This is a genomic window from Dactylosporangium fulvum, from assembly GCF_025137375.1.
In the GTDB taxonomy this organism is placed as follows: domain Bacteria; phylum Actinomycetota; class Actinomycetes; order Mycobacteriales; family Micromonosporaceae; genus Dactylosporangium; species Dactylosporangium fulvum.
This window is the reverse complement of the sequence record NZ_CP073720.1, coordinates 2,558,385-2,580,995: the sequence shown is the minus strand read 5'-3', so window position 1 is coordinate 2,580,995 and position 22,611 is coordinate 2,558,385. Positions and strand designations below refer to the sequence as shown.

Annotated in this window: 18 protein-coding genes and 1 riboswitch; of the genes, 9 read left to right on the top strand and 9 right to left on the bottom strand. The window is 71.0% G+C overall.

Translation table 11 applies throughout. The features are described 5' to 3' along the window. Window positions 1-4 precede the first annotated feature (4 nt). A complete protein-coding gene (locus Dfulv_RS12030; RefSeq protein WP_259862910.1) occupies window positions 5-697 on the bottom strand; it encodes a hypothetical protein in 693 nt (230 codons plus the stop codon). Window positions 698-807: 110 nt separating this feature from the next. Here Dfulv_RS12030 and Dfulv_RS12025 point away from each other — a divergent pair, with 110 nt between their 5' ends. The 3 genes from Dfulv_RS12025 (at window position 808) to Dfulv_RS12015 (ending at window position 3,666) form a co-directional block, all read left to right on the top strand. Next, window positions 808-2,127, top strand: coding sequence for an HNH endonuclease signature motif containing protein (locus Dfulv_RS12025; protein ID WP_259862909.1), 1,320 nt, complete (start codon window positions 808-810; stop codon window positions 2,125-2,127). A 149-nt stretch (window positions 2,128-2,276) separates the two neighbouring features. Further along, window positions 2,277-3,302, top strand: coding sequence for a DUF1152 domain-containing protein (locus Dfulv_RS12020; protein ID WP_259862906.1), 1,026 nt, complete (start codon window positions 2,277-2,279; stop codon window positions 3,300-3,302). A 220-nt stretch (window positions 3,303-3,522) separates the two neighbouring features. Continuing rightward, on the top strand, window positions 3,523-3,666 hold the full coding sequence (locus tag Dfulv_RS12015; protein ID WP_259862904.1) for a hypothetical protein: 144 nt from the start codon (window positions 3,523-3,525) through the stop codon (window positions 3,664-3,666). A gap of 89 nt (window positions 3,667-3,755) precedes the next feature. Here the strand turns inward: Dfulv_RS12015 and Dfulv_RS12010 are convergent, their stop codons facing one another. From Dfulv_RS12010 to Dfulv_RS11995, 4 genes are all read right to left on the bottom strand, one after another. Beyond that, the gene (locus Dfulv_RS12010; RefSeq protein WP_259862902.1) at window positions 3,756-4,298 is read right to left on the bottom strand and encodes a TlpA family protein disulfide reductase; all 543 of its coding nucleotides are present in this window, start codon (window positions 4,296-4,298) and stop codon (window positions 3,756-3,758) included. Between the two features lie 478 nt (window positions 4,299-4,776). Next, window positions 4,777-5,331 (bottom strand): hypothetical protein, encoded by a 555-nt coding sequence (locus Dfulv_RS12005; RefSeq protein ID WP_259862901.1) that lies wholly within the window; start codon window positions 5,329-5,331, stop codon window positions 4,777-4,779. 160 nt (window positions 5,332-5,491) lie between these two features. Next, the gene (locus Dfulv_RS12000; RefSeq protein ID WP_259862899.1) at window positions 5,492-6,055 is read right to left on the bottom strand and encodes a dihydrofolate reductase family protein; all 564 of its coding nucleotides are present in this window, start codon (window positions 6,053-6,055) and stop codon (window positions 5,492-5,494) included. 88 nt (window positions 6,056-6,143) lie between these two features. Beyond that, complete coding sequence (locus Dfulv_RS11995; protein ID WP_259862897.1) at window positions 6,144-7,142, bottom strand: sigma-70 family RNA polymerase sigma factor; 999 nt, start codon at window positions 7,140-7,142, stop codon at window positions 6,144-6,146. Window positions 7,143-7,582: 440 nt separating this feature from the next. On the opposite strand from Dfulv_RS11995, the gene Dfulv_RS11990 reads away from it, so the two are divergent. The 3 genes from Dfulv_RS11990 (at window position 7,583) to meaB (ending at window position 12,911) form a co-directional block, all read left to right on the top strand. After that, on the top strand, window positions 7,583-9,655 hold the full coding sequence (locus Dfulv_RS11990) for a methylmalonyl-CoA mutase subunit beta (protein ID WP_259862896.1): 2,073 nt from the start codon (window positions 7,583-7,585) through the stop codon (window positions 9,653-9,655). 77 nt (window positions 9,656-9,732) lie between these two features. Beyond that, on the top strand, window positions 9,733-11,823 hold the full coding sequence (gene scpA, locus Dfulv_RS11985) for a methylmalonyl-CoA mutase (protein ID WP_259867620.1): 2,091 nt from the start codon (window positions 9,733-9,735) through the stop codon (window positions 11,821-11,823). Between the two features lie 17 nt (window positions 11,824-11,840). After that, entirely contained in the window at window positions 11,841-12,911 is a 1,071-nt protein-coding gene (gene meaB, locus Dfulv_RS11980; protein ID WP_259862895.1) for a methylmalonyl Co-A mutase-associated GTPase MeaB, read from the top strand. 30 nt (window positions 12,912-12,941) lie between these two features. On the opposite strand, the gene Dfulv_RS11975 is transcribed toward meaB, so the two are convergent. After that, window positions 12,942-13,157: a ferredoxin gene (locus Dfulv_RS11975; protein ID WP_259862893.1), complete on the bottom strand. Its 216-nt coding sequence runs from the start codon at window positions 13,155-13,157 to the stop codon at window positions 12,942-12,944. A 246-nt stretch (window positions 13,158-13,403) separates the two neighbouring features. On the opposite strand from Dfulv_RS11975, the gene Dfulv_RS11970 reads away from it, so the two are divergent. Then, the gene (locus Dfulv_RS11970) at window positions 13,404-14,813 is read left to right on the top strand and encodes a condensation domain-containing protein (protein WP_259862891.1); all 1,410 of its coding nucleotides are present in this window, start codon (window positions 13,404-13,406) and stop codon (window positions 14,811-14,813) included. A 164-nt stretch (window positions 14,814-14,977) separates the two neighbouring features. Beyond that, a riboswitch (cyclic di-AMP (ydaO/yuaA leader) is annotated at window positions 14,978-15,126 on the top strand. A gap of 3 nt (window positions 15,127-15,129) precedes the next feature. Then, on the top strand, window positions 15,130-16,170 hold the full coding sequence (locus Dfulv_RS11965; protein ID WP_259862889.1) for a coiled-coil domain-containing protein: 1,041 nt from the start codon (window positions 15,130-15,132) through the stop codon (window positions 16,168-16,170). Window positions 16,171-16,227: 57 nt separating this feature from the next. Here Dfulv_RS11965 and Dfulv_RS11960 read toward each other — a convergent pair whose 3' ends face one another. Continuing rightward, window positions 16,228-17,115: a LysR family transcriptional regulator gene (locus tag Dfulv_RS11960; RefSeq protein ID WP_259862888.1), complete on the bottom strand. Its 888-nt coding sequence runs from the start codon at window positions 17,113-17,115 to the stop codon at window positions 16,228-16,230. A 112-nt stretch (window positions 17,116-17,227) separates the two neighbouring features. Between Dfulv_RS11960 and Dfulv_RS11955 the strand changes: the two genes are divergently transcribed. After that, entirely contained in the window at window positions 17,228-17,569 is a 342-nt protein-coding gene (locus Dfulv_RS11955; protein WP_259862886.1) for a CBU_0592 family membrane protein, read from the top strand. On the opposite strand, the gene Dfulv_RS11950 is transcribed toward Dfulv_RS11955, so the two are convergent. Both Dfulv_RS11950 and dnaE read right to left on the bottom strand, forming a co-directional pair. Next, the gene (locus tag Dfulv_RS11950; protein WP_259862884.1) at window positions 17,530-18,924 is read right to left on the bottom strand and encodes an outer membrane protein assembly factor BamB family protein; all 1,395 of its coding nucleotides are present in this window, start codon (window positions 18,922-18,924) and stop codon (window positions 17,530-17,532) included. The two genes, Dfulv_RS11955 and Dfulv_RS11950, sit on opposite strands and share 40 nt — an antisense overlap. A gap of 86 nt (window positions 18,925-19,010) precedes the next feature. Continuing rightward, window positions 19,011-22,544 carry a DNA polymerase III subunit alpha gene (dnaE, locus tag Dfulv_RS11945; RefSeq protein WP_259862882.1) on the bottom strand — a complete coding sequence of 1,178 codons (3,534 nt, stop codon included), beginning with the start codon at window positions 22,542-22,544 and terminating at the stop codon, window positions 19,011-19,013. Window positions 22,545-22,611 lie beyond the last annotated feature (67 nt).

Sequence of the window (22,611 nt, the reverse complement as noted above, 5' to 3'; positions counted from 1 at the left end):
GGCATCAGGGTATGACATTTTCCGGGTCGTTCCGCGGGGCAGACGCAGCCGGCCGGGACGGCTGCGCCGGAGCCGGAATCGGCATCGGCACCGCAGTCCGTTCCGTGCCGCTGTCCGCGTCCGCGGCGTCGCGCAGTTCCGCGGCCACCTTTGCCGAATACCGCGAATACCATGGCGGAGGCCACACCGTCGCCGGCAATTCGCCGCCCTCGACGCCGAGGCTCGTGCGCGCACACCGGTAGTACTCGTTGCGGGCCGCCTCATACTCCGCATACGCCCGCGACCACTCCTCCGCGCCGTCGAGCATGCCCCGCGCGAAGAACTCCAACTGCCAGACGCTCTGATGCCAGGCACGCGCGGCGGCGATCGTCTTCGCGTCGCCGAGCAACAGCACCGACTCCCAGCGCGCGGTGCGCTCCGCGTTCGCCTGGTTGAGCTCCTGGAGGCCGTCTTCCAGGGGTACACCTTCTGAAGCACCGGCAAGACCGCGCGTCACCGCCAGCCGGCGCGTCACGTGGACGACCCGTTTCACCGAGTTCCCGTATTCGACATAGGCCTGCATGCGGTCCGCATCCCACCGGATGCGCCGTTCGCGCCGCCAGCGCGCGCGTTCACCCCAGGCCGTCAGGAGATACGTCATGACGACGCCGACCACCACGCCGAGCAGCGCCGGCAGTTGCTGAACGAACTCGCGCACCGGCACAGAGTACCGATCCATCGACACCTCCCATGCGCCGCATCACCGTGGGTCATCGACCGACTACACCTTCACGGTTCGTGTCGTACGGGCGGCGTAGGTTTCCGGGCGTGGATGACGACGTGTTGGCAGTGATCGACGCGGCCCTCGGCACGGGCCCGGCGTCCGGCGCGTGGGCCTGGTCCGATGCGGACCTCGTGGCCCGCGAAGACGCCGTGCACACGTTGATCCAGCGCGCCACCGCCGCACACCTCGCCATCCTGCGTGAACTCGACGGCCGCGCCCTCGCGAAGCGTCACGGCCAGACGTCCGCACAGTGGATACGCACCCGCCACCAGGTCTCCAGCGGCACCGCCCACCGCTGGCTGAGCCTCGCCGCGGCCCTCGACCGCCCGGAGCTCGCCGCGACCGCCGCGGCCCTCGCCGAGGGAGGGATCAACGTGGAGCAGGCCGCCGCGATCGCCGAAGCGGTCGCCGAGCTCCCGGCCCCGCACCGCGGCGACGCCGAGCGGCTCCTGCTCGAGGAGGCCGGCCAGTCCGACCGGCACGGCCTGCGCACCCGCGGCGCACACTTGCTCGAGGAGTTGGATCCGGAGGAGTACGAGCGGAGGCAGCGCGACCAGCTGGAGAAGGCCACGCGGGACGCGCACCGCGCCCGCGCCCTGCACATCCGCGAGGTCCCCGGCACCCAGCAGACCCGCATCACGGCGCTGCTCTCCCGCGCCGACGCCGCCATCGTCCGCGAGGCCATCGACAGTCTCTGTTCACCGCGAAGGGACCGCTGTTCCAGCGACGACGGCCGGCCCATCCCGCTGCCCACCGCCCGCCAACTGCGCGCCGACGCCCTGGTCGACCTGATGCGCATCGCGCTGGCCTGCGGCGAGCTCCCCGACCACGGCGGCGACCGCCCGCAGGTCACCGTCACCATCCCGCTGCAGGTCCTCCGCGACGGCACCGCCTCCAGCAGCGGCACCGCCTCCGGCAGCGGCTCGGCGGGTGACAACCCGGCGCGGCTGGAGGACGGCACGGTCCTCTCGCCGGGAGAGGCCCGCAGGCTCGCCTGCGACGCGCAGCTCATCCCGGCCGTCCTCGGCACACCGACCCAAATCCTCGACCTCGGCCAGTCGCGACGCCTGTTCACCGGCCCGCTCCGGCGGGCGCTCATCCTGCGCGACGGCGGCTGCGCCTTCCCCGGCTGCGACCGCCCACCGAAGTGGTGCGACGGCCACCACATCCGCCACTGGGCACACGGCGGCCCGACGAACCTCGCCAACGCCGTGCTGCTCTGCCACCTCCACCATCGCCTGATCCACTTCGGCGAATGGGTGGTGCGCCTCAACCCGAGCGACCACCTCCCCGAGTTCATCCCTCCCGCCGACATCGACCCCGCCCGGGCCCCGCGCCGCAACACGTTCCACCGACGGACATAGGGACGGCCGCCGGGCGAGGGATTGCGAGACCGCGAAGCGGCGGCGGCCGGCCGAACTGCCGGAATGGCCAGGCCGACGTACGGCCGAGCCGACCTATGGCCGAGCCACGACGCGGACGGCAATCATGCGCGGGTGGCACGCTTGCGGGCATGGAGACGAGCTCGCTGGCCGACCCGCCGCTGTTCGCTGCGCTGCGCCAGGCGCGCAGCGTCCTGATCGCCGGCGCCGGCGGCGGATTCGACGTCTACGCCGGACTGCCGTTGGCGTTCGCGTTGCGGTCGGCCGGCACCGAGGTACACCTCGCCAACCTCTCCTTCACCCCGCTCGAGCTGCTGGATCTTGGCATCTGGCTGGCGCGCAACGTCGCCGCGGTCGGCCCGCAGACCAGCGGACTCGAGGACTACTTCCCCGAGCGGGCGCTCGCGCGCTGGCTCGACGCGCAGGGCGAGCCGTCGACGGTGTACGCGTTCCCGAAGACAGGCGTGCAGCCGCTGCGCAACGCGTACCGGGAGCTGGCCGACAGGCTGGCGCTCGACGCCATCGTGCTCGTCGACGGCGGCACCGACATCCTCATGCGCGGCGACGAGGCGGGGCTCGGCACGCCGGCCGAGGACATGACCAGCCTCGCCGCCGTGGCCAGCCTCGACACGGTGCCGACGAGGCTCGTGACCTGCCTCGGGTTCGGCATCGACGCGTACCACGGCGTCAACCACACGCAGGTGCTCGAGAACATCGCCGCGCTCGACCGCGACGGCGCGTACCTCGGCCCTGTCCATCCCGTCCGCGAGCCGCGAGGCCGTCCTGTACCGCGCCGCCGTCGAGCATGCCCGGGCCGCCACCCCGCTGCGCCCGAGCATTGTCAACGGCCAGATCGCCGCCGCGACGAGTGGCGCGTTCGGCGACGTACAGTTCACGGCCCGCACCCGCGGCAGCAAGCTGTTCGTCAACCCGCTGATGGCCGTCTACTTCAGTTTCACGGTCGACGGCCTGGCGAAGCGCTCGCTGTACCTGGACCGGCTGGAGCACACCGTCGGTATAAGTCAGGTGATGCGCCGCATCGAGGAGTTCCGGTACGGGGTGACGCCACGCATTCCACGCGCATTCCCGCACTGACCAGCCGGAGGGGCGGGGCCACAGTTCCGGGCTGCTCGTGGACGCAACCGCCGGGCGCGTAGGTTTCGGGCGTGGATGACGACGTGTTGACAGTGATCGACGCGGCCCTCGGCACGGGCCCGGCGTCCGGCGCGTGGGCCTGGTCCGATGCGGACCTCGTGGCCCGCGAAGACGCCGTGCACACGTTGATCCAGCGCGCCACCGCCGCACACCTCGCCGTACGGCCGGCCCATCCCGCTGCCCACCGCCCGCCAACTGCGCGCCGACGCCCTGGTCGACCTGATGCGCATCGCGCTGGCCTGCGGCGAGCTCCCCGACCACGGCGGCGACCGCCCGCAGGTCACCGTCACCATCCCGCTGCAGGTCCTCCGCGACGGCGCCGCGGCGGGTCTTGCCATCCCGGAGCGCCGGGTCCAGGGCGAGTAGCCCTGGCCGCCGGAGGCCCGATCCGGGTCGTAGGACCGGAGGCCCTACCCGCCGGAGGCAGCGTTCATGTGCTCGGTCAAGCCCGCCAGTCACCTGGTTGCCACCGGTTCCACAGCAAGGGCTCGAACAGCGGCCTCGAGTTCGGTGCGGGTGACTTTGCGGCGAGCGACGGCTGCTACGTTGCCGGCCCGGTCAAGGACGACGGTGTTTGGCAGCGTGCGGGGCGAGATCGCGGGAAAGATCAGCGGGATCTCACCGGCCGGATCGAACAGGCTCGGGTAGGTCAAATGATAGACGTCGACAAACTTCTTGGCCGCGTCGCGGTCATCGTTGACGTTCACGCCAAGCAGGCGCACGCTGAGGCCAGCCGTGGCGTCGACGACGGCCTGCAGGTCCGGTGCTTCGTCACCGCAGGGCGCACACCAGGACGCCCAGAAGTTGACCACCACAACGGAACCGCGCCATTCGGCGAGTCGAAACGCGCTGGTGTCGAGGAGATGCCCGGTCAACGCCGGCGCGGCCTGACGGCTCGCCGGCGGAAATTGGAGGATAGCGGTAGCGGCGGGACGCGCTGCACTGTCCTCCGGGCCGGTTGCGGCAGCCGTGTGCTGCAAATACCACGCTGCCACCATACTGACCGCGACGATTGTGCATGCAGCAACGCGACGACGTGTGGACACCGTGCCCCCTGGAGGTCGATACACCTCTCGAAATTCGTGTAGACCGTAGCCCACGCCTGCGTCTCATCCGGGCCGCGCCGCCGGAACGCGCGCCGCCGATCGGCTCCGCGTCCGGATCACGCTTCGTGTAGCGCTGGCAGCTGCTGTTCAGACACAGAGTCACCGATCTACATGAAGCCCCGGCTCCTCGTGGTGAGGATGTCCGGGGCTTCAGCGTGTCCCGGCCGGGCCAGCGCGCCAGCCGGGGTCGCCGCGCCGGGAGCGAAGCGGCAAGGCGCGGCGTGCCCCGAACTGGCGCGCAGCGGCCCGCTTGCGGGCCGCCTTGAAGACGTACGGAAAGCCCTCACTGATCCAGCAGGCACCAGCAGGCAGCAGGCAGTGGTCTGGCACGTGGTCTGGCACGTGGTCTGGCATTTTTGTCCTGGCCTCACTAACCGATGTGGAATCGTCCGCCCGAGTAGTACGTCAGGGCGTGGAGCAACTCGATGCTGGCGATCTGCGGCACGGTCAGTGACCCATCGGCGCCGATGAGGCGTCGTGCTGCGCTGGAGTGTTGGTCGATCATGGCGCGGCCTGCGGCCGTGAGGCGGATGTTCAGCGATGGGCTTGTCAGCGCGGCGAGAGGGCCCTCGACGAGGTTCAGTTGGGCGATGGCCGGCCAGGGTACGTGAAGGTAGCGTCCTGGGCGCCACCGGCCGTGCTCGCCGAGATGGACGTGAAGTCCGTCGGGTGCGACGCGGAGCGCGGCAGGTTCTGGGAAGCGATAGTCGCGCTGCCTGATCGGGTGCATGACGATCGCCAGTGCAAAACCTGCACCGATCAGCGTGCCGAGAAGTGCGCCCCCGACACCGCCCACGGTTGTGCCGAGCTCACGACCGACTAACAAACCGCAGATGAGGGCGGCGACCAGCCAGGGCCACCAGCGGATCGGCCGCACGTTGTTTCCGCCGAACTCGAGTCCGCTCCTTGGGAAGCCCGTGCGCATGTGGCTACTGTGCCCCATGCCCGGCTCGGGAGCTACTCTACGTCGTCCACCGCGACCTACTCGTGCACGAGCGGATGCCGGTGCACCAAATCGCCGAGGAGTTCGGGCGCCGGATGCCGGTCCGGTGGCGACGCGCGGCCGCCACCGGACCGGCGTGCGGCTACTTCGTCGCCGGCCGGTACCGCACGCTCACCTCGGCCGTCGGATCGTCCGCGCCGACGCGGTGGAGGTAGATCGGGCTGCCGCCGAGGTGCTCGTACAGCCGGATGCCCTGCCCCAGCAGCACCGGCGCGATGTGCAGGTCGATCTCGTCGAGCAGTCCCCGCTGGAGGAGCTGGCGGCCGACGTCCGGCGACAGCACCTCCACGTTCTTGCCGCCGGCCGCCGCCAGCGCGATCCGCACCGCCTCGGCCAGGTCGCAGTCGAGGAACGTGACGCGGTCGGCCGGCTCGGCGTCCTCCGGGTGGTGGGTCATCACGAAGACCGGCCCGGTGAAGGCTCCGCCGTAGACGTTGTCGGCGCCGGGGAACGCATCCCAGCCGCGCCGGCCACCGAGCACCGCGCCGGTCGTCGTGACGTACCCGTCGACCAGGCCGGGCTGCATCGAGATTCCGGTCATCATCCAGCTCATGTCGTGGTCGGGCCCGGCCACGAATCCGTCCAGGGACATGGTGAAGTGCCACAGGACCTTGCCGTCGGCGGTCTGTGGTGCGAAGTCGCTCATGCCGTTCTCCTCGCGGTGATCGCTTCTCGTACTCGTGCAGACGGCAACCACCGCGAAACCTCATCGGTCAGGTCTCATCGGTCGGGTCTCATCGATCCAGGCGCGGCGGCAGACCGAACGCCGGGAAGAGCGCCGGCTCGTGGAAAGCGACGATCTCGCTGATCCGGCCGTCCCGCACCCGCAGCAGCCCGATCCCGAACGGCTCGAAGACCTGCCCACCGGGCGGCCGCCGGTAGCTGGCCGCGGCGAGCTGCCCGTTGGCGCTCGTGGCGACCACGCGCATCGCCCCGATGTAGTCCGGCGAGCCGGCGTCCCAGGTGGCCGCCAGCGCCGCGACGACCGACTCGCGGTCGGCGAACCACTCCGGGTAGGGCGGCATCGTCGCGCGCACGTCCTGCGCCAGCAGCTCGGCGACCTCGTCGAGGTCGCCCCGGTCGACCGCGGCCATGTACCGGCGCAGCACCCGCCGATCCTCCTCGCTCGGCGGCGCGGACGGCGCCCAGTCGGCCCGGCCCGCCGGCAGGTGCTCGCGCAGCGTGGCCCGGGCCCGCTGCAGCGCGCTGTTGACCGACGCGACGCTGCCGTCGAGGGCCTCCGCGGTCTGCCGGGGCGGCCAGCCGAGCACGTCGCACAGGATCACCGCGGCGCGCTGCCGGGGCGGCAGGTGCTGCATCGCGGCGAGGAACGCCAGTTCCAGCGTCTCTCTCGCGACGACCGCCGTCTCGGGCTCGTCCGCGCTCGGCGCGGCCGGCTCCCACAGGTGGTCGGGGAACGGCTGCAGCCACGGACCGGCGTCGCCCTCGCCCGCCGGCTGCCCGGCCCCGACCGGCGGCCCGGCCTGATCGGGCAGCAGGCGCCGCTTCCGGCCGTCGAGCGCGTCGAGGCAGGCGTTGGTGGCGATCCGGTAGAGCCAAGTGCGCAGTGACGACCGCCCGGCGAACCCGTCCCGCCCGCGCCACGCCCGCAGGAACACCTCCTGCACCAGGTCTTCGGCCTCGTCGAACGACCCGAGCATGCGGTAGCAGTGCACCCGCAGCTCGCGCCGGTGCTGTTCGACCTGCTGGGCGAAGGTGTCGTCGTCGGTCACCGGGCGACCGTACCCGTTGCCGTCGCGTGCACGCAGCGTCGCGGTGCGCTCGTCACCCGCGGCAGCAAGCTGTTCGTCAACCCGCTGATGGCCGTCTACTTCAGTTCACGGTCGACGGCCTGGCGAAGCGCTCGCTGTGCTTCCCGCACCGACCGGCCGCCGAGGGGCGGGGCCGCAGTTCCGGGCTGCGCGTGGACGCAACCGCCACCACCGGACACGGTCGCTCCGCCACAGGTCAGGAGCGGATCAGCGGGTCGGCGCCGCGGCCGGAAGGCAATCCGAGAGAAAGCACTAGGCATCCGGACGTACACGGGGCGATGCCTGTCAATCGGTGAGATATTCGATGGTGGAGGTTGTCACAACGCGGATTCGTTCGCTGTCACACGCCTTTAACATCCGTTTCATGAACGGTGTCAGAGCACATGCCGGAGCCGCCTGACATGGCACATTCGCCTGAAGCAGCAGAACCGCCGCGCACGGCCGAGCCGTCCGACAGGTCTGAGGCGGCGCACGCCGCCGCACAACTGGACGCCGCCGAACCGCCGCGCGCCGCTGAGCAGCCGCAGCTGGTCGAGCCGCCGCAGCGGCCGGATCTGCGGCTGGCCGCGGACTTCCCCGCCGCCGACCTGCGGGAGTGGCAGCGGCTGGCGCTGGGTGTGCTGCGCAAGTCGGGGGCCGCCGGGGACGACACCTCGCCGGAGGACGTCGACGAACTCCTCGCCACCGTCGACTACAGCGGGGTGCGGATCAAGCCGCTCTACACGGCCGCCGACCGGGCTCCCGCGGCCGGGCTCCCGGGGCACTCGCCGTTCATCCGCGGGGGGCGGGCCGCCAACGGCCCGTGGGACATCCGCCAGCGGCACGCCGATCCCGACGCCAAGGCCACCCGCGAGGCGGTCCTCGCCGACCTGGAAAACGGTGCCACGTCGATCTGGCTCGCCGGGATCGCCCCCGCCGACCTGCCCGAGGCGCTCGACGGGGTACATCTCAACCTCGCGGCCGTCGTCCTCGACAACGGCGCCGACACCGAGGCCGCCGCGGAGGTCTTCCTCGGTCTGCCCAGTGAGGAGAAACTCGGCAATCTGGGCGCCGACCCGCTGGGCTGGCAGGCACGCACCGGCGAGCCCGCCGACCTCGGCATGCTCGGCCGCCTGGCCCGGAAAGCGGCCGCCGCCGGGGAGGGCGCGGCCGGAAACGTCGCCGCCGGGATCGCCGCCGGAAACATCGCCGCCGGAAACGTCGCCGCCGGGCTGCGGGTCGCCACCGTCGACGCGACCCCGTACCACGACGCGGGTGGGAGTGACGCCGAGGAGCTGGGGTTCGCGGCGGCCACGGGCGTCGCGTACCTGCGGGCGCTCGTCGACGCCGGCCTCAGCACCGGGATGGCCCTGCGGCAACTGGAGTTCCGCTACGCGGCCACCGCCGACCAGTTCGCCACCATCGCCAAGCTGCGCGCCGCGCGGCGGATCTGGGCCCGGATCGCGCAGGTCTGCGAGGTGCCGCACCTCGGCGCCCAGGTGCAGCACGCGGTCACCAGCGACGCCATGATGACCGCCCGCGACCCGTGGGGGAACCTGCTGCGCACCACGATCGCCTGCTTCGCCGCCGGGGTGGGTGGCGCCGACGCGGTCACCGTCCAGCCGTTCGACGCGCGGCTCGGCCTGCCCGACGGGTTCTCGCGGCGGATCGCGCGCAACACGCAGTCGCTGATCGTCGAGGAGGCGAACGTCGCGCGGGTCCTCGACCCGGCCGGCGGGTCCTGGTACGTCGAGTCGCTCACCGACGCCCTCGCACACGCCGCCTGGGACGTCTTCACCGAGGTCGAGCGGGCCGGAGGGATGCGCGCCGCGCTCGACAGCGGGCTCGTCGCCGACCGGATCGAAGCCACCTGGCAGCGCCGGGCCGACAATCTCGCGCACCGCCGCGACCCGATCACCGGCGTGTCGGAGTTCCCGCTCCTCGAGGAGCGCCGACCGCAGCGTGCCCCGGCGCCGTTGCCTCCTTCGGGAGGATTGCCGCGGCGATGGTACGCGCAGAGCTTCGAACTCCTCAGGGACGCCGCGGACGCCGCCGGGGCGGACGGCGAGACCCCGACGGTGACCCTGGTGACGCTCGGCCCGCCCGCGGCCCACTCCGCGCGCGCCTCGTTCGCCGCCAACCTGTTCGCGGTGGGCGGCATCAGGACCGTCCAAAGTGGACTGGACGCGATGACAGGCCGGCCGGAAGAGACAACGGGCCGGCCGGACGGGGCGACGGCCAAGGTCGTGTGCATCTGCGGCTCGGACCGCTCCTACCAGGAGGAGGCGGCGGTGACAGCCCGCCGGCTCAAGGCGCAGGGGGCACAGAAGGTCTGGCTCGCCGGCCGGCCGCCCAAAGGCCGGGACGACGAAGCCGGCAGCGCGGGCTACGACGGCGTCGACGACTACCTGTACGCGGGCTGCGACGCACTGCGGGTACTGCGGCAGACGCATAGCGATCTGGGAGTACAGGACCTGGGAGGGACGGCACAGTGATCCCCGACTTCTCCGAGGTGGCCCTCGGCACGCCACGCGTGGACGAGAGCACGCGCGTCGACGAGACCGCCTCGCGTGTGAACCAGGCGGGGCCCGACGGGCATGAGCTCTGGCAGACGCCCGAAGGGATCGACGTCAAGGCCGTCTACACCGCTGACGACCTGGCCGACGTGGACTTCCTCGGGACGTTCCCGGGCATCACCCCGTACCTCCGCGGCCCCTATCCGACGATGTACACCACACAGCCGTGGACGGTCCGGCAGTATGCCGGCTTCTCGACCGCCGAGGAGTCCAACGCGTTCTACCGCCGCAACCTCGCCGGTGGGCAGAAGGGCCTGTCGGTGGCGTTCGACCTGGCGACCCACCGCGGATACGACTCCGACCACCCCCGGGTGGCGGGTGACGTCGGCATGGCCGGGGTCGCGATCGACTCGATCCTGGACATGCGGCAGCTCTTCGAGGGCATCCCGCTGGACCGCATGAGCGTCTCGATGACGATGAACGGTGCGGTACTGCCGGTGCTCGCCCTCTACATCGTGGCCGCGGAGGAGCAGGGGGTCGCGCCGGAGCAGCTGTCCGGCACGATCCAGAACGACATCCTCAAAGAGTTCATGGTGCGCAACACCTACATCTATCCGCCGGAACCGTCGATGCGCATCATCAGCGACATCTTCGCGTACACCTCGGAACACATGCCGAAGTTCAACTCGATCTCGATCTCCGGGTACCACATCCAGGAGGCGGGGGCGACGGCCGATCTCGAGCTGGCGTACACGCTCGCCGACGGGATCGAATACCTGCGCGCCGGGCGGGACGCGGGCCTCGACGTGGACGCGTTCGCGCCGCGGTTGTCGTTCTTCTGGGCGATCGGCATGAACTTCTTCATGGAGGTCGCGAAGATGCGCGCCGCGCGCCTGCTGTGGGCGAAGCTGGTGAAGGAATTCGGAGCGAACAACCCCAAGTCGCTCAGCCTGCGCACGCACTGCCAGACGTCGGGTTGGTCGCTGACGGCGCAGGACGTGTTCAACAACGTGGTCCGCACGTGCGTCGAGGCGATGGCGGCGACGCAGGGGCACACGCAGTCGCTGCACACCAACGCGCTCGACGAGGCTCTCGCGCTGCCCACCGACTTCTCGGCGCGGATCGCCCGCAACACGCAGCTGCTGCTGCAGCAGGAGTCCGGCACGAACCGGGTGATCGACCCGTGGGGCGGCAGCGCGTACGTCGAGAAGCTCACCCACGACCTGGCCGTCCGCGCGTGGCAGCACATCGAGGAGGTCGAGCGCGCCGGCGGGATGGCCCGCGCGATCGACGAGGGCATCCCGAAGCTGCGCATCGAGGAGGCCGCGGCCCGCACCCAGGCACGGATCGACTCGGGTCGTCAGCCGGTCATCGGCGTCAACAAGTACCGTCCCGATGCCGACGAGCCGATCGAGGTGCTGAAGGTCGACAACAGCTCGGTCCGCGCGCAGCAGATCGCGAAGCTGGAGCGCCTGCGCCGGGAGCGCGACCAGGCGGCCTGCGACCGGGCACTGCGCGCCCTCACGGAAGGTGCCGCCGGCAAGGGGAACCTGCTGGCCCTGGCCGTCGACGCGGCCCGCGCCCACGCCACCGTCGGCGAGATCTCCGACGCGCTGGAGAAGGTCTTCGGGCGCCACACGGCCCAGATCCGTACGATCTCCGGGGTGTACCGCGACGAGGCCGGCAACGTGAGCAACATCGAGCGGGTGCGCGCCGCCACCGCGGAGTTCGCGGAGGCGGAGGGGCGCCGCCCGCGCATCCTGGTCGCGAAGATGGGCCAGGACGGCCACGACCGCGGCCAGAAGGTGGTCGCGACCGCCTTCGCCGACCTCGGCTTCGACGTCGACGTGGGCCCGCTGTTCCAGACGCCGGCCGAGGTGGCCCGGCAGGCGGTCGAGGCCGACGTGCACATCGTGGGCGTCAACTCGCTCGCCGCGGGGCATCTGACGCTGGTACCGGCGTTGAAGGCCGAACTGGCGGCCCTCGGGCGGGACGACATCATGATCATCGTTGGCGGGGTGATCCCGCCGCAGGACTTCGACGAGCTGCGCGCGGCGGGTGCCGTGGCGATCTTCCCGCCCGGCACCGTGATCGCCGACGCGGCGCTGGACCTGTTGGGAGAGCTGCGATCGCGCCTGCGTCACTGACCGAGTACGTCGACGGGGTGCTCGACCGGGACGGGCCCGCGCACCGCGCGTGGCTCGCCCGGGCGATCACGCTCGTCGAGTCGACCCGGCCCGACCATCGGGCAATGGGCCAGGAGCTGCTCGTCGCGCTGGCGCCGCACGCGGGCGGCACCGCGAGCCGGGCGCGGCGGGTCGGGGTGACCGGCGTGCCCGGCGTCGGCAAGTCGACGTTCATCGACGCCCTCGGCACGCATCTGACCGCCGCCGGGCACCGGGTCGCGGTGCTCGCGGTCGACCCGTCGTCGACCCGCACCGGCGGCAGCATCCTGGGCGACAAGACGCGGATGACCCGGCTGGCGACGGATCCCGCGGCGTTCGTACGGCCGTCGCCGACGTCCGGCACCCTCGGCGGCGTCGCGCGGGCGACGCGTGAGGCGATGCTGATCGTGGAGGCGGCCGGGTACGACGTCGTGCTCGTCGAGACCGTCGGCGTGGGCCAGTCGGAGACGACGGTCGCCGAGATGGTCGACTCGTTCCTGCTGCTGGCGCTCGCGCGGACCGGCGATCAGCTGCAAGGCATCAAGAAGGGCGTGCTGGAGCTCGCCGACGTGATCGCGGTGAACAAGGCCGACGGCCCGCACGAGGCCGACGCCCGGAAGGCGGCGCGGGAACTGGCCGGCGCGCTGCGCCTGCTGCGCCCGCCGGCTGCGGAGAGAGCACCGGAGAAAGCTCCCGACAAGGCTCCTGACAAGGCCGCCGACAGGGCTTCAGATAGGGCTTCTGACAGGGCTCCTGACAGGGCCGACGCCTGGCAGACGCCCGTGGTGACCTGCAGCGGGCTCACCGGGGCCGGCCTGCCGGAGCTGTGGCAGCAGCTCGAACGGCATCACGAGTCGCTGCAGCGCACCGGCGAGCTCGAGCGCCGGCGGCAGCGCCAGCAGCTCGGCTGGGTCTGGTCGATGGCGCGCGACGCGCTGCTCGACAGCCTGCGCACCAACGAGGCCGTGAAGGCACTGGCCCCCGACGTGGAGCGCCAGGTCCTCGCCGGCTCGATGACCCCCGGCCAGGCGGCGGAGGCGCTGCTGAGGGCGTTTCACGGGGAGGGCTGAGGCGCCAGCTCCCGCCCGGCGCCCACGGGCTCAGACCTCGACCGGCTCCCCGGTGGTCAGGTCGACGACGGAGATCGCCTCCATCGGGCACGAGGCGACCGCGTCGAGGATCGCCTCGTCGGGCTCCACGTCCGGCGTCACGGGATGCGAGCAGCCGGCGGCGTCGTCGAGCTCGAACCGCGAGGGTGCGATCCCGACGCAGCTGCCGGTTCCGATGCAGGTGTGATCCACGGTGATCCGCCACATGCGCCCAACCTATCGAACCCCGCCACTGCTCGCTGCCCCACCGCGACAGTCGGCCCGGAACGTGCGCACAGCAAGTTTTCTACCCCAATCCTCATGTTTCCGACGAGCAATTGAAAATTTTGTACCCCGACCGTAGCCTTGGGATCGCTCACCGCCAGTTGGGTGATCAGCCGGTTGGTGATCAGTCGGTTGATGATCAGTCAGTTGGTGCTCGGCAGGATGATCGTTCGGCAGAAGGAGCATCCGGTGGACGACAACCTGGACACACACCCCACCAGCGTCGAGTTCCGCACCGGTCGCCCGGCCGAAGGGCCGCTGATCTGGGCGCAGATCGCCATCTGGGACGTCTTCCGCTGGCTGCCACCCGACGACACCACCCTCAACCTGCTCGTCCGGTGCCCCGTCCCGGACGGGCGGAGCCTCGGCGACGTGCTCGCCACCCTGCGCCTGCTCGTGGAACGACACGACTCGCTCCACACCGTGTACGTCGACACGCCCGACGGACCGATCCAGCGTGTCCTCGGCGAGGGCCGGATCCCGCTCCAGGTGCACGAGCTCGGTGACCGGGGGCTCGAGGAGGCGGCCGCCGAGCTCGGCGAGGCCCTGCGCAGCCCGTGGTTCGACATCGGTGCCGACCTGCCGTTACGGGCAGCCGTCCTGCTGCGCGACGGCCGGCCGCTGACGGTCCTGCTCGCGGCCAGCCACATGGCGGTCGACGGGTGGAGCTTCAACATCGTCCGCGGCGACCTGGCCAACTTGCTCGAAGACCCGCCCGTCGTCGTGGCGCCCGGGCAGCAGCCGCTCGAGCGGCTGGAGTACGAGCGGTCCGCCATCGGGCTGCGGCGCGAGAGCAAGGCGCTGGCGTACTGGGCGAAGCACCTCGGCAGCATGCCGACGAGCATGATCGAGCGCATCGGTGACGGCAGCGCACCGAACCTCGACTGGGGACTGATCCAGTCGCCCGCGCTGGCGCTCGCCACCAACGGCCTGGCCGCCCGCGTCGGGGTGCCACCCGCGACCGTCCTGCTCGGCGCCACCGCGCTGCAGCTCGCCGCGTACACCGGCGAAACCGAGGGCGTGCTCCGCATGATCGTGTCGACCCGCTTCCGCCCGGCGAGCCGCGGGCTGGTGGGCGCCTTCAACGAGAACGCCCTCTTCCGGCTGGAGTGCGCCGAGGAGCAGGTCCACGAGGAGAGCGTCGAGCGGTTCCTGCGCCGGGCCGCGGACGCCGCGCTGACCGCGTACGCGCACTGCGAGTACCACCCCCGCAAGCTCGACGACATGTTCGCCGAGGTTGCCGCCCGGCGCGGGATCCGGGCGGACGGCTACTGCTTCTTCAACGACACCCGCTACTCGCTGCTCGACCAGGGTGCCCCGCAGATGGTGCCGGCCGAGGAACTCGCCGACCGGATCCACGCGGCCCTACCGGCGACGAAGCTACGGTCGCCGGTGATCGACCGGCTGCCGAAGCACGCGAACTTCTTCATGTTCCTCATGGACCTCGGCGACACGGCGGAGATCATGCTGTGCGTCGAGCACGGGTACCTCGGCCGGCGCGGGCCGCTGGGTTTTCTCACCGACCTGGAGCGGCTGGTCGTCCAGGCGACGCTCGACGAGCACGCGACAATCGGCTCCCTGTACGCGTCAGCGCGCTGAACAGCGCCCTGGGAGCGCCGCGGAAGCCGGACCGGACCGGGCCGCGCCGCCAGTGCGCCGCCAGTGTGCCGACCGCGGCCCGGCGCGGTGCCGGGCCGCGATTCGGACCGGGCGTGCGGCGGGTGGCGTTCGGGCTGGTTAGGCTGTCTGGAATTCTGCACAGTGCAGAACCGCCGCCGAGTCGTGTGCCATGCGAGCCGGGGACCCACATTGTGTCCGTTTTTTGGGGTGAATCCGCACCTGTAGTGCGGTAGGGGCGACTGTTCCGTTCCGAATCCGTCAGCTAACCCGGTAGGCGGCCGATGGAGGGAACAGTATGTCCAGACCTCCGTGGATCGTGGCCGCCGCCTGCGCGCTGGCGGTCCTCCTCGTCCCGTCCACCGCCCACGCCGCGCCCACGCCCGGGCCGGAAGGGGGCACGACCGAGCTCACGCAGAAGCTCGACGCCGCGAACCGGGCCTACCTCGACGCGCAGAACGCGCTCGACGCGTCGAAGCAGCGCCAGGCCGCGCTCGCCGGGCAACAGGCGGAGCTCGAACCGCGATACGTCAAGCTGCGCGACGAGACGCAGACGATCTCGATCGCCGCCTACCAGAACGGCGGCGGGATGCGCAGCGCCGCCTCGCTGCTCGACAGCGCCTCCCCCGGCATCTTCGCCGACAAGGTCAGCACCCTGGAGGTGATCGCCCGGCAGAACGCCGAGCAGCTCAAGCGGCTCGCCACGCTCCGCGACCAGCTCACCACGACCAAGGCCGGCATCGACACCGAGGTGGCCAGGCAGCAGACCGAGGTCACGGCGATGGCCAAGCAGAAGGCCGAGGTCGAGAAGGCCCTGGCCGAGGCGCAGCAGGCCGAGGCGGCGAACAAGGCCGCGGCGAAGGGCCTCGACGCGGCGACGACCACCAGCGGCAACGCGCCGAAGATCAACGCGCAGCCGGCGCCACGGCGGACCGACGGGTCCTGGCCGACGGAGTCGTGCAGCGTGAAGGATCCGACGACGCGGGGCTGCCTGACCCCGCGCACCCTGCACGCCCTGCAGCAGGTGCAGAAGGCCGGCTTCACGCACTTCGTGTCGTGCTGGCGGCCGCCGGGTGAGCCGTACGAGCACCCGAAGGGCCGGGCGTGCGACTTCGCCGCGGACGCGAAGGGCTTCGGCGGCGCGGCGACCGGCGCGTCGAAGGAGTACGGCACCCAGCTGGCGACGTGGCTGGTCCGCAACGCGAAGGCGCTCGGCGTGATGTACGTGATCTGGTACCGGCAGATCTGGACGCCGGCAGCCGGATGGCACGCGTACAGCAGCGGCAACGGCGACCCCAGTAGCGACCACACGAACCACGTGCACCTGTCCGTCTACTGAAACCGGCTACTGAAACCGGGCACCGAGGGGCCGGCCCACCCCGGGCCGGCCCCCTTCCTACGGGCTCACCGCCCGCAGCGCCGCCAGCAGCGCTTCGACCGCCGGCAGCTCCGCCCGGCCCGCCGTCACCAGGGCGTCGAGGCGGCGGGCGCCGGCGCCGGGCAGGTCCGTGACCCGCACCTGGGTGCGGTCGACGCCGCGCAGCGCCAGATCGGGCGCGATCGTCGCGCCCTGCCCGGCGGCCACCAGCGCGAACACCGCCGGGTAGTCGACGCAGGCGTGGACCCTGCGCGGCGTGAAGCCGCGCTCCCGGCCCAGCCGCTCCAGCACCTGCCCGGTCGTCGACGACGGCGGCCCGGCGATCCAGGGCCGGTCCGCGAGGTCGCCGTACCCGTGCACGGGCGGCCAGTCCACCGGGACGACCACCCGGTACGGGTCCTCACCCAGCGGCACCACGCTCACCCGGCGGCGACTCTCCAGGCCGAGGCTCGCGTCGCGCTCCGTGATCGTCAGGTCGAGGCCGCCGAGCCGCAGCTCCCGCAGCGCGGACGCGCCCTCCAGCTCGGTGATCGAGCAGACGACGTCGGGGTGGTCGACGGCCAGGCGGGCCATCGCGGGGATGAGCAGGTGCCGGATGACGGTCGAGAACGCGGCGACCCGCACCCGGCCGGCGGCCCGGCCGGACATCGCGGCCAGCTCCCGCTCGGCCTCGGCCAGTTCGCGCTCGATCGCCTCGGCCCGCGCCGCGAGCATGCGCCCGGCGGCGGTGAGCACGGCGCGACGGCCCGACCGGTCGACGAGCGGCCGGCCGACGGTGTGCTCGAGCTGCGCGAGGGCCTGGGACACCGCGGACGGCGTGACGTGCAGCGCCGCGGCGGCGCCGGCGAGGGTGCCGCGCCGCGCGATCGCGGCGAGCACGGACAGGCGCCGAGGTTCAAGATCCATGAGTGGTACTTCCGGAGCGCGCGACATTCAAGATCATGTTCAGGTCCGCTTAAGCCCTGCTGTAGATATTCTCGTTTACGCGTTAGCCAGGCTGGATGCGAACATGCATTCCGTGAGTTCGCAGTTCCTGATCTCCCTGATCGGCTGGCTCGGTGCCGCCGCGCTGGTCGCCGCCTACGCCCTCGTCTCGTCGAAGCGGCTCGCCGGGGACGGCGCCGGCTTCCAGCTGATGAACATCAGCGGCGCGGTCGCCCTCGCCTTCAACTCGGCCGTCAACGGCGCCTGGCCGTCGGCCGTGCTGAACATCGTCTGGGTCGGCATCGGCGGCGTGGCCATGTTCAAGCTGGCGCGGCGCCGGCGGATACGCCAGGGACAGGTCCGGGGCGCGGCTCAGGACCCGGCTCAGGACCCGACTCAGAGCCGGCCCGAGTACCAGGGGCTGCGCACCCGGTAGAAGACGAACTCGCCGGGAGCGGCGCAGGCGAGGTACTTGTGGCTCCACGTGCACGAGTCGAGGCGAACGTCGAGGTTGCCGAGCTCGCGGGCCGCGCCGTTCTGCGCCTGCACACCCAGCCACGGGAAGGCGCCCGAGTCCGGCACGGTGGACGGCAGCAACAGGTAACTGCCCTCGTCGAGCCGTGCCGCGCGCTTGCCCGGCCAACTGGCCGTGATCCGGCCGTCGGCGTCGACGAGCGAGGACTGCGACCGGCCGCCGGTCTCGTGGCGGATCATCACGCGGTCGCCGACCGGCAGCAGGTGCCCGGGCCGGTCGACGTCGAGCCGGTACTCGACCTCGCCGGTGCGGGTGTCGAGCGCGGTGACGTGGTGCTGCTCCCCCACGCAGACCCGCCGCTCACCGCACACGGTGACGAACGTCGGTGCGGACCGCGGGTCGGGCAGTGACCAGCTCCACTGCGCCTTGCCGAGCTTCCGGCGGTCGTACGCGCGGACCTGGCCGTGCTCGCGGCTCACGACGAAGATCTGTTCGTCATACGGGTAGACGAGGTCGTCAGGGCCGGCGATGCCGGTCGCGGCCGAGAGCGGCCTGCCGTTCGACAGGCTGACCACCTCGAGGCCCCGGTCGGCGGTCGCCCGGACGATGTGCGGGTCGACGGTGAACGCCTCGTCGAGCTGCGCCCCGTCGACCGACGTCGGGACCTGCTGGCCGCTCCAGTTGTCGGTCAGCCACCAGCTGCGCGGGCCGCCGGGCTGGTCGAGGGCGACGAACTCCTTGAGCGTGCCGACGTCGGTCACGACGAGCTTGTGGTCACTGTCGCGATACCGCACGAAGTATTTGCCGACGAGCACCCACAGGTCGCTGTTCATCACGTCGAACGTGGCGAACGGCACGCCGTTGGACGCGTTGAGCAGCGTGATCCGGCGGCGGCTGTCCTTGTCGGGCAGGCCGGTGACCATGACGGAGCCGCGGGCGGCGCGGAAGCTGTCGACGTCGCGGAGCGAGGTGTTGGTCCAGATCGGGGCGCCGCCGGGCTGCTCGACGTCGACGGCCCGCAGGTCGAACTTCCCGCCGCCGGTCGGGCGCCCGATGAAGGCACGCCCGCCGTCGAGGTAGGCCCGGGTGCCGTGACCGTCCGCGTCGCCGTCGTCACCCCCGCCGGGGTAGTCGACGCCGGCCACCAGGGTGAGGCGGTCGAAGGCGTAGGGCTGCTGATTCAGCCGGTACACGACCCCGAAGACCACGAGAAAAACGGCGAGCGCCACGCCGATCGCAGCCGACCAGCGCGCACGCCGGGACAGCCATAGCGACCTACGCGGGCGCAGGTCGTCGGCAAGGGCGTGCGTGTGCACCCGCCGACCTTATCGCGCGCTCACCGTCCGCACAGACCTGCACGCCGTGTCGATCGGCACGCGAACCCCCCGTAGTCGCGACAGCACTATGAGAAGCTGTTCGGGCCGAGCAGCGCCTTGAGGTCACCCTTGAGGGCCGTTGTCGGGTCGACCCGATACGGGCCGAGGCGCAGCAGGGTGATCCGCGAGCCGTGGCTCAGCTTCACGTGGACCTCGGCCTTGCCCGGGTGGTTGGTCAGGATCTCCTTGAGCCGGTCTACGAGCGGCGGTGTGCACCGGTTCGCCGGCAGGGACAGCACGACCGGCCGGTTCTCGTCGGCGGTAGTGACGTCGGGGATCGACAGATCCATGGCCATCAGGCGGGGCGTCTCGTCGCGGCGGTCGACGCGGCCCTTCACCGCGACGATCGCGTCCTCGGCGATGTACTGGCCGACCAGCTCGTACGTGTTGGGGAAGAACAGCGCCTCGACGGCGCCGCCCAGGTCCTCCAGCGTCGCCGACGCCCACGGCTTGCCCTGCTTGGTGATCCGGCGCTGGACGCCGGTGAGCATGCCGGCAAGCGTGATCACCGCGCCGTCGGGGACGGCGCCCTCCTCCGAGAGGCTGCTGATCGCCGTGTCGGCGGTCTTCGACAGCACCGACTCCAGGCCGAACAGCGGGTGGTCGGAGACGTACAGGCCGAGCATCTCCCGCTCGAAGGTGAGCAGTTCCCGCTTGTCCCACTCGATCTCCGGGATGGGCTGGGTCATCGCCGGGCCCGTGCCGCCGCCGTCGTCGGTGGCGAACGCGTCGCCGAAGAGATCGAACTGGCCGATGGCCTCGTTCTTCTTGATGTCGACGTAGGCGTCGATGGCGTCGGCGTGGATCGCGAGCAGGCCGCGCCGCGGATGCCCCATCGAGTCGAACGCGCCGGCCTTGATCAGCGATTCGACCGTCTTCTTGTTGCAGGCGACGGCGTCCACCTTGGACAGGAAGTCGTGGAAGTCCTTGTACGGCGCGGCGTGGCGGCACCGCACGATCGCGTCGACGACGTTGTGGCCGACGTTGCGCACGGCCGCCAGGCCGAAGCGGATGTCCTTGCCGACCGGGGTGAACGGGCCGGCCGACTCGTTGACGTCGGGCGGGAGCACCTCGATGCCCATGCGACGGCACTCCGACAGGTAGAGCGCCATCTTGTCCTTGTCGTCGCCGACGCTGGTCAGCAGGCCGGCCATGTATTCGGCCGGGTAGTTGGCCTTGAGGTACGCCGTCCAGTACGACACCAGGCCGTAGCCGGCGGTGTGGGCCTTGTTGAAGGCGTAGTCGGCGAACGGGACGAGCACGTCCCACAGCTTCTGGATGGCCTCGTCGCTGTAGCCGTTGTTGCGCATGCCGTCGCGGAACGGCACGAACTCCTTCTCCAGGACCTCTTTCTTCTTCTTGCCCATCGCCCGGCGCAGCAGGTCGGCCTGGCCGAGCGTGTAGCCGGCGAGCTTCTGCGCGGCGCGCTGGACCTGCTCCTGGTAGACGATCAGGCCGTAGGTCGGGCCGAGGATCTCCTTGAGCGGCTCCTCCAGCTCCGGGTGGATCGGGATCATCTCCTGCTGGCCGTTCTTGCGCAGCGCGTAGTTGGTGTGCGAGTTGGCACCCATCGGGCCGGGCCGGTAGAGCGCCAGCACCGCGGAGATGTCCTCGAAATTGTCCGGCTTCATGAGCCGCAGCAGGGACCGCATGGGCCCGCCGTCGAGCTGGAACACGCCGAGCGTGTCGCCGCGGGCCAGCAGCTCGTAGGCGGCCTTGTCGTCCAGCGACAGCGACAGCAGGTCGACCTTGATGCCGTGGTTCTTCTCGATGTTCTTGACGGCGTCGTCGATGATCGTCAGGTTGCGCAGGCCGAGGAAGTCCATCTTCAGCAGGCCGAGCGTCTCGCAGGTCGGGTAGTCGAACTGCGTGATGATCGCCCCGTCGGCGTCGCGGCGCATCAGCGGCACGTGCTCGATCAGCGGCTCGGCGGACATGATGACACCGGCGGCGTGCACACCCGTCTGGCGGATCAGGCCCTCCAGGCCCTTCGCGGTGTCGACGACCTTCCGCACGTCGGGGTCGCCCTCGTACAGCTGCCGGAACTCGACCGCCTCGGAATACCGCGGGTGGTTGGGGTCGAAGATGCCCGACAGCGGGATGTCCTTGCCCATCACCGCCGGCGGCATCGCCTTGGTGATGCGGTCACCGACCGCGAACGGATAGCCCAGCACCCGCGCCGAGTCCTTGATGGCGGCCTTCGCCTTGATCGTGCCGAACGTCGCGATCTGCGCGACCCGGTCCTCGCCCCACTTCTCGGTGACGTACCGGATGACGTCGCCGCGCCGGCGCTCGTCGAAGTCGATGTCGATGTCGGGCATCGAGATGCGGTCGGGGTTGAGGAACCGCTCGAAGATCAGCCCGTGCGGCAGCGGATCGAGGTCGGTGATGCCCATCGCGTAGGCGACCAGGCTGCCGGCGGCCGAGCCACGGCCGGGGCCGACCGCGATGCCTTCCTTCTTGGCCCACAGGATGAAGTCGGAGACGACGAGGAAGTACGCCGGGAAGCCCATCTTGACGATCATGTCGGCTTCGTATTCGGCCTGCTGCCGGTGCTCCTCGTCGATGCCGTTCGGGAAGCGCCGCTCCATGCCCCGCCAGACCTCGGCGCGGAAGTACGACTCCTCGGTCTCGCCCTCCGGCACCGGGAACCGCGGCATGAGGTTGCGCGACTCGAACATGCCGGCGGTGTCGACCTTCTCGGCGACCAGGAGGGTGTTGCGGCACCCCTCCTGCCACAGGTCGGACGAGTCGACGGCGCGCATCTCGTCGGCCGACTTGAGGTAGTAGCCGGAGCCGCCGAACTTGAACCGGTTGGGGTCGTTGACGTTGGACGCGGTCTGCACGCACAGCAGCACGTCGTGCGCCTCGGCCTGCGCCTCGTGGGTGTAGTGCGAGTCGTTGGTGACCACCGGCGGGATGTTGAGCCGCTTGGAGATCTCGATCAGGCCGGCCCGGACCCGCCGCTCGATGTCGAGGCCGTGGTCCATGACCTCGAGGAAGTAGTTCTCCCGGCCGAAGATCTCCTGGTACTTCGCCGCCGCCTTCAGCGCCTCGTCGAACTGGTCGAGCCGCAGGCGGGTCTGCACCTCACCCGACGGGCAGCCGGTCGTGGCCATCAGGCCATCGGCGTGCTCGGCGATGATCTCCGCGTCCATGCGCGGCCACTTCACGAAGTGGCCCTCGATCGACGCCCGGGAGTTGAGCCGGAACAGGTTGTGCAGGCCGGTCTTGTTGCGGGCCCAGATGGTCTTGTGCGTGTAGCCGCCGGAGCCGGAGACGTCGTCGTCCTTCTGGTCCGGCCGGCCCCAGCGGATCCGCTGCTTCGTCAGCCGGGACTCGGGTGCCACGTAGGCCTCGACGCCGAGGATCGGAGTCACGCCGGCGGCCTTGGCCTGCTTGTAGAAGTCGTACGCCCCGTGCATGTTGCCGTGGTCGGTGATCGCGACGGCGGGCATGCCGAGCCGGTTGGCCTCGGCGAACATCTCCTTGAGCCGTGCCGCTCCGTCAAGCATGGAGTACTCGGTGTGCACGTGGAGATGCACGAACGAGTCAGCCATGCCAACCTCCTGAAGCGCGGTTCGATCCGGTCCGGCCGATCAGCCTAGTCATGGATCCGGGCCGACA

Bases quoted from the DNA above. Each gene is read 5' to 3' on its own strand.
- Dfulv_RS12010 (WP_259862902.1), bottom strand. From the start codon at position 4,298: ATGGTGGCAGCGTGGTATTTGCAGCACACGGCTGCCGCAACCGGCCCG.
- Dfulv_RS11975 (WP_259862893.1), bottom strand. From the start codon at position 13,157: ATGTGGCGGATCACCGTGGATCACACCTGCATCGGAACCGGCAGCTGC.
- Dfulv_RS12000 (WP_259862899.1), bottom strand. From the start codon at position 6,055: ATGAGCGACTTCGCACCACAGACCGCCGACGGCAAGGTCCTGTGGCAC.
- dnaE (WP_259862882.1), bottom strand. From the start codon at position 22,544: ATGGCTGACTCGTTCGTGCATCTCCACGTGCACACCGAGTACTCCATG.
- Dfulv_RS11965 (WP_259862889.1), top strand. From the start codon at position 15,130: ATGTCCAGACCTCCGTGGATCGTGGCCGCCGCCTGCGCGCTGGCGGTC.
- Dfulv_RS11990 (WP_259862896.1), top strand. From the start codon at position 7,583: ATGGCACATTCGCCTGAAGCAGCAGAACCGCCGCGCACGGCCGAGCCG.
- Dfulv_RS11960 (WP_259862888.1), bottom strand. From the start codon at position 17,115: ATGGATCTTGAACCTCGGCGCCTGTCCGTGCTCGCCGCGATCGCGCGG.
- Dfulv_RS12005 (WP_259862901.1), bottom strand. From the start codon at position 5,331: ATGCGCACGGGCTTCCCAAGGAGCGGACTCGAGTTCGGCGGAAACAAC.
- Dfulv_RS12015 (WP_259862904.1), top strand. From the start codon at position 3,523: ATGCGCATCGCGCTGGCCTGCGGCGAGCTCCCCGACCACGGCGGCGAC.
- Dfulv_RS12020 (WP_259862906.1), top strand. From the start codon at position 2,277: ATGGAGACGAGCTCGCTGGCCGACCCGCCGCTGTTCGCTGCGCTGCGC.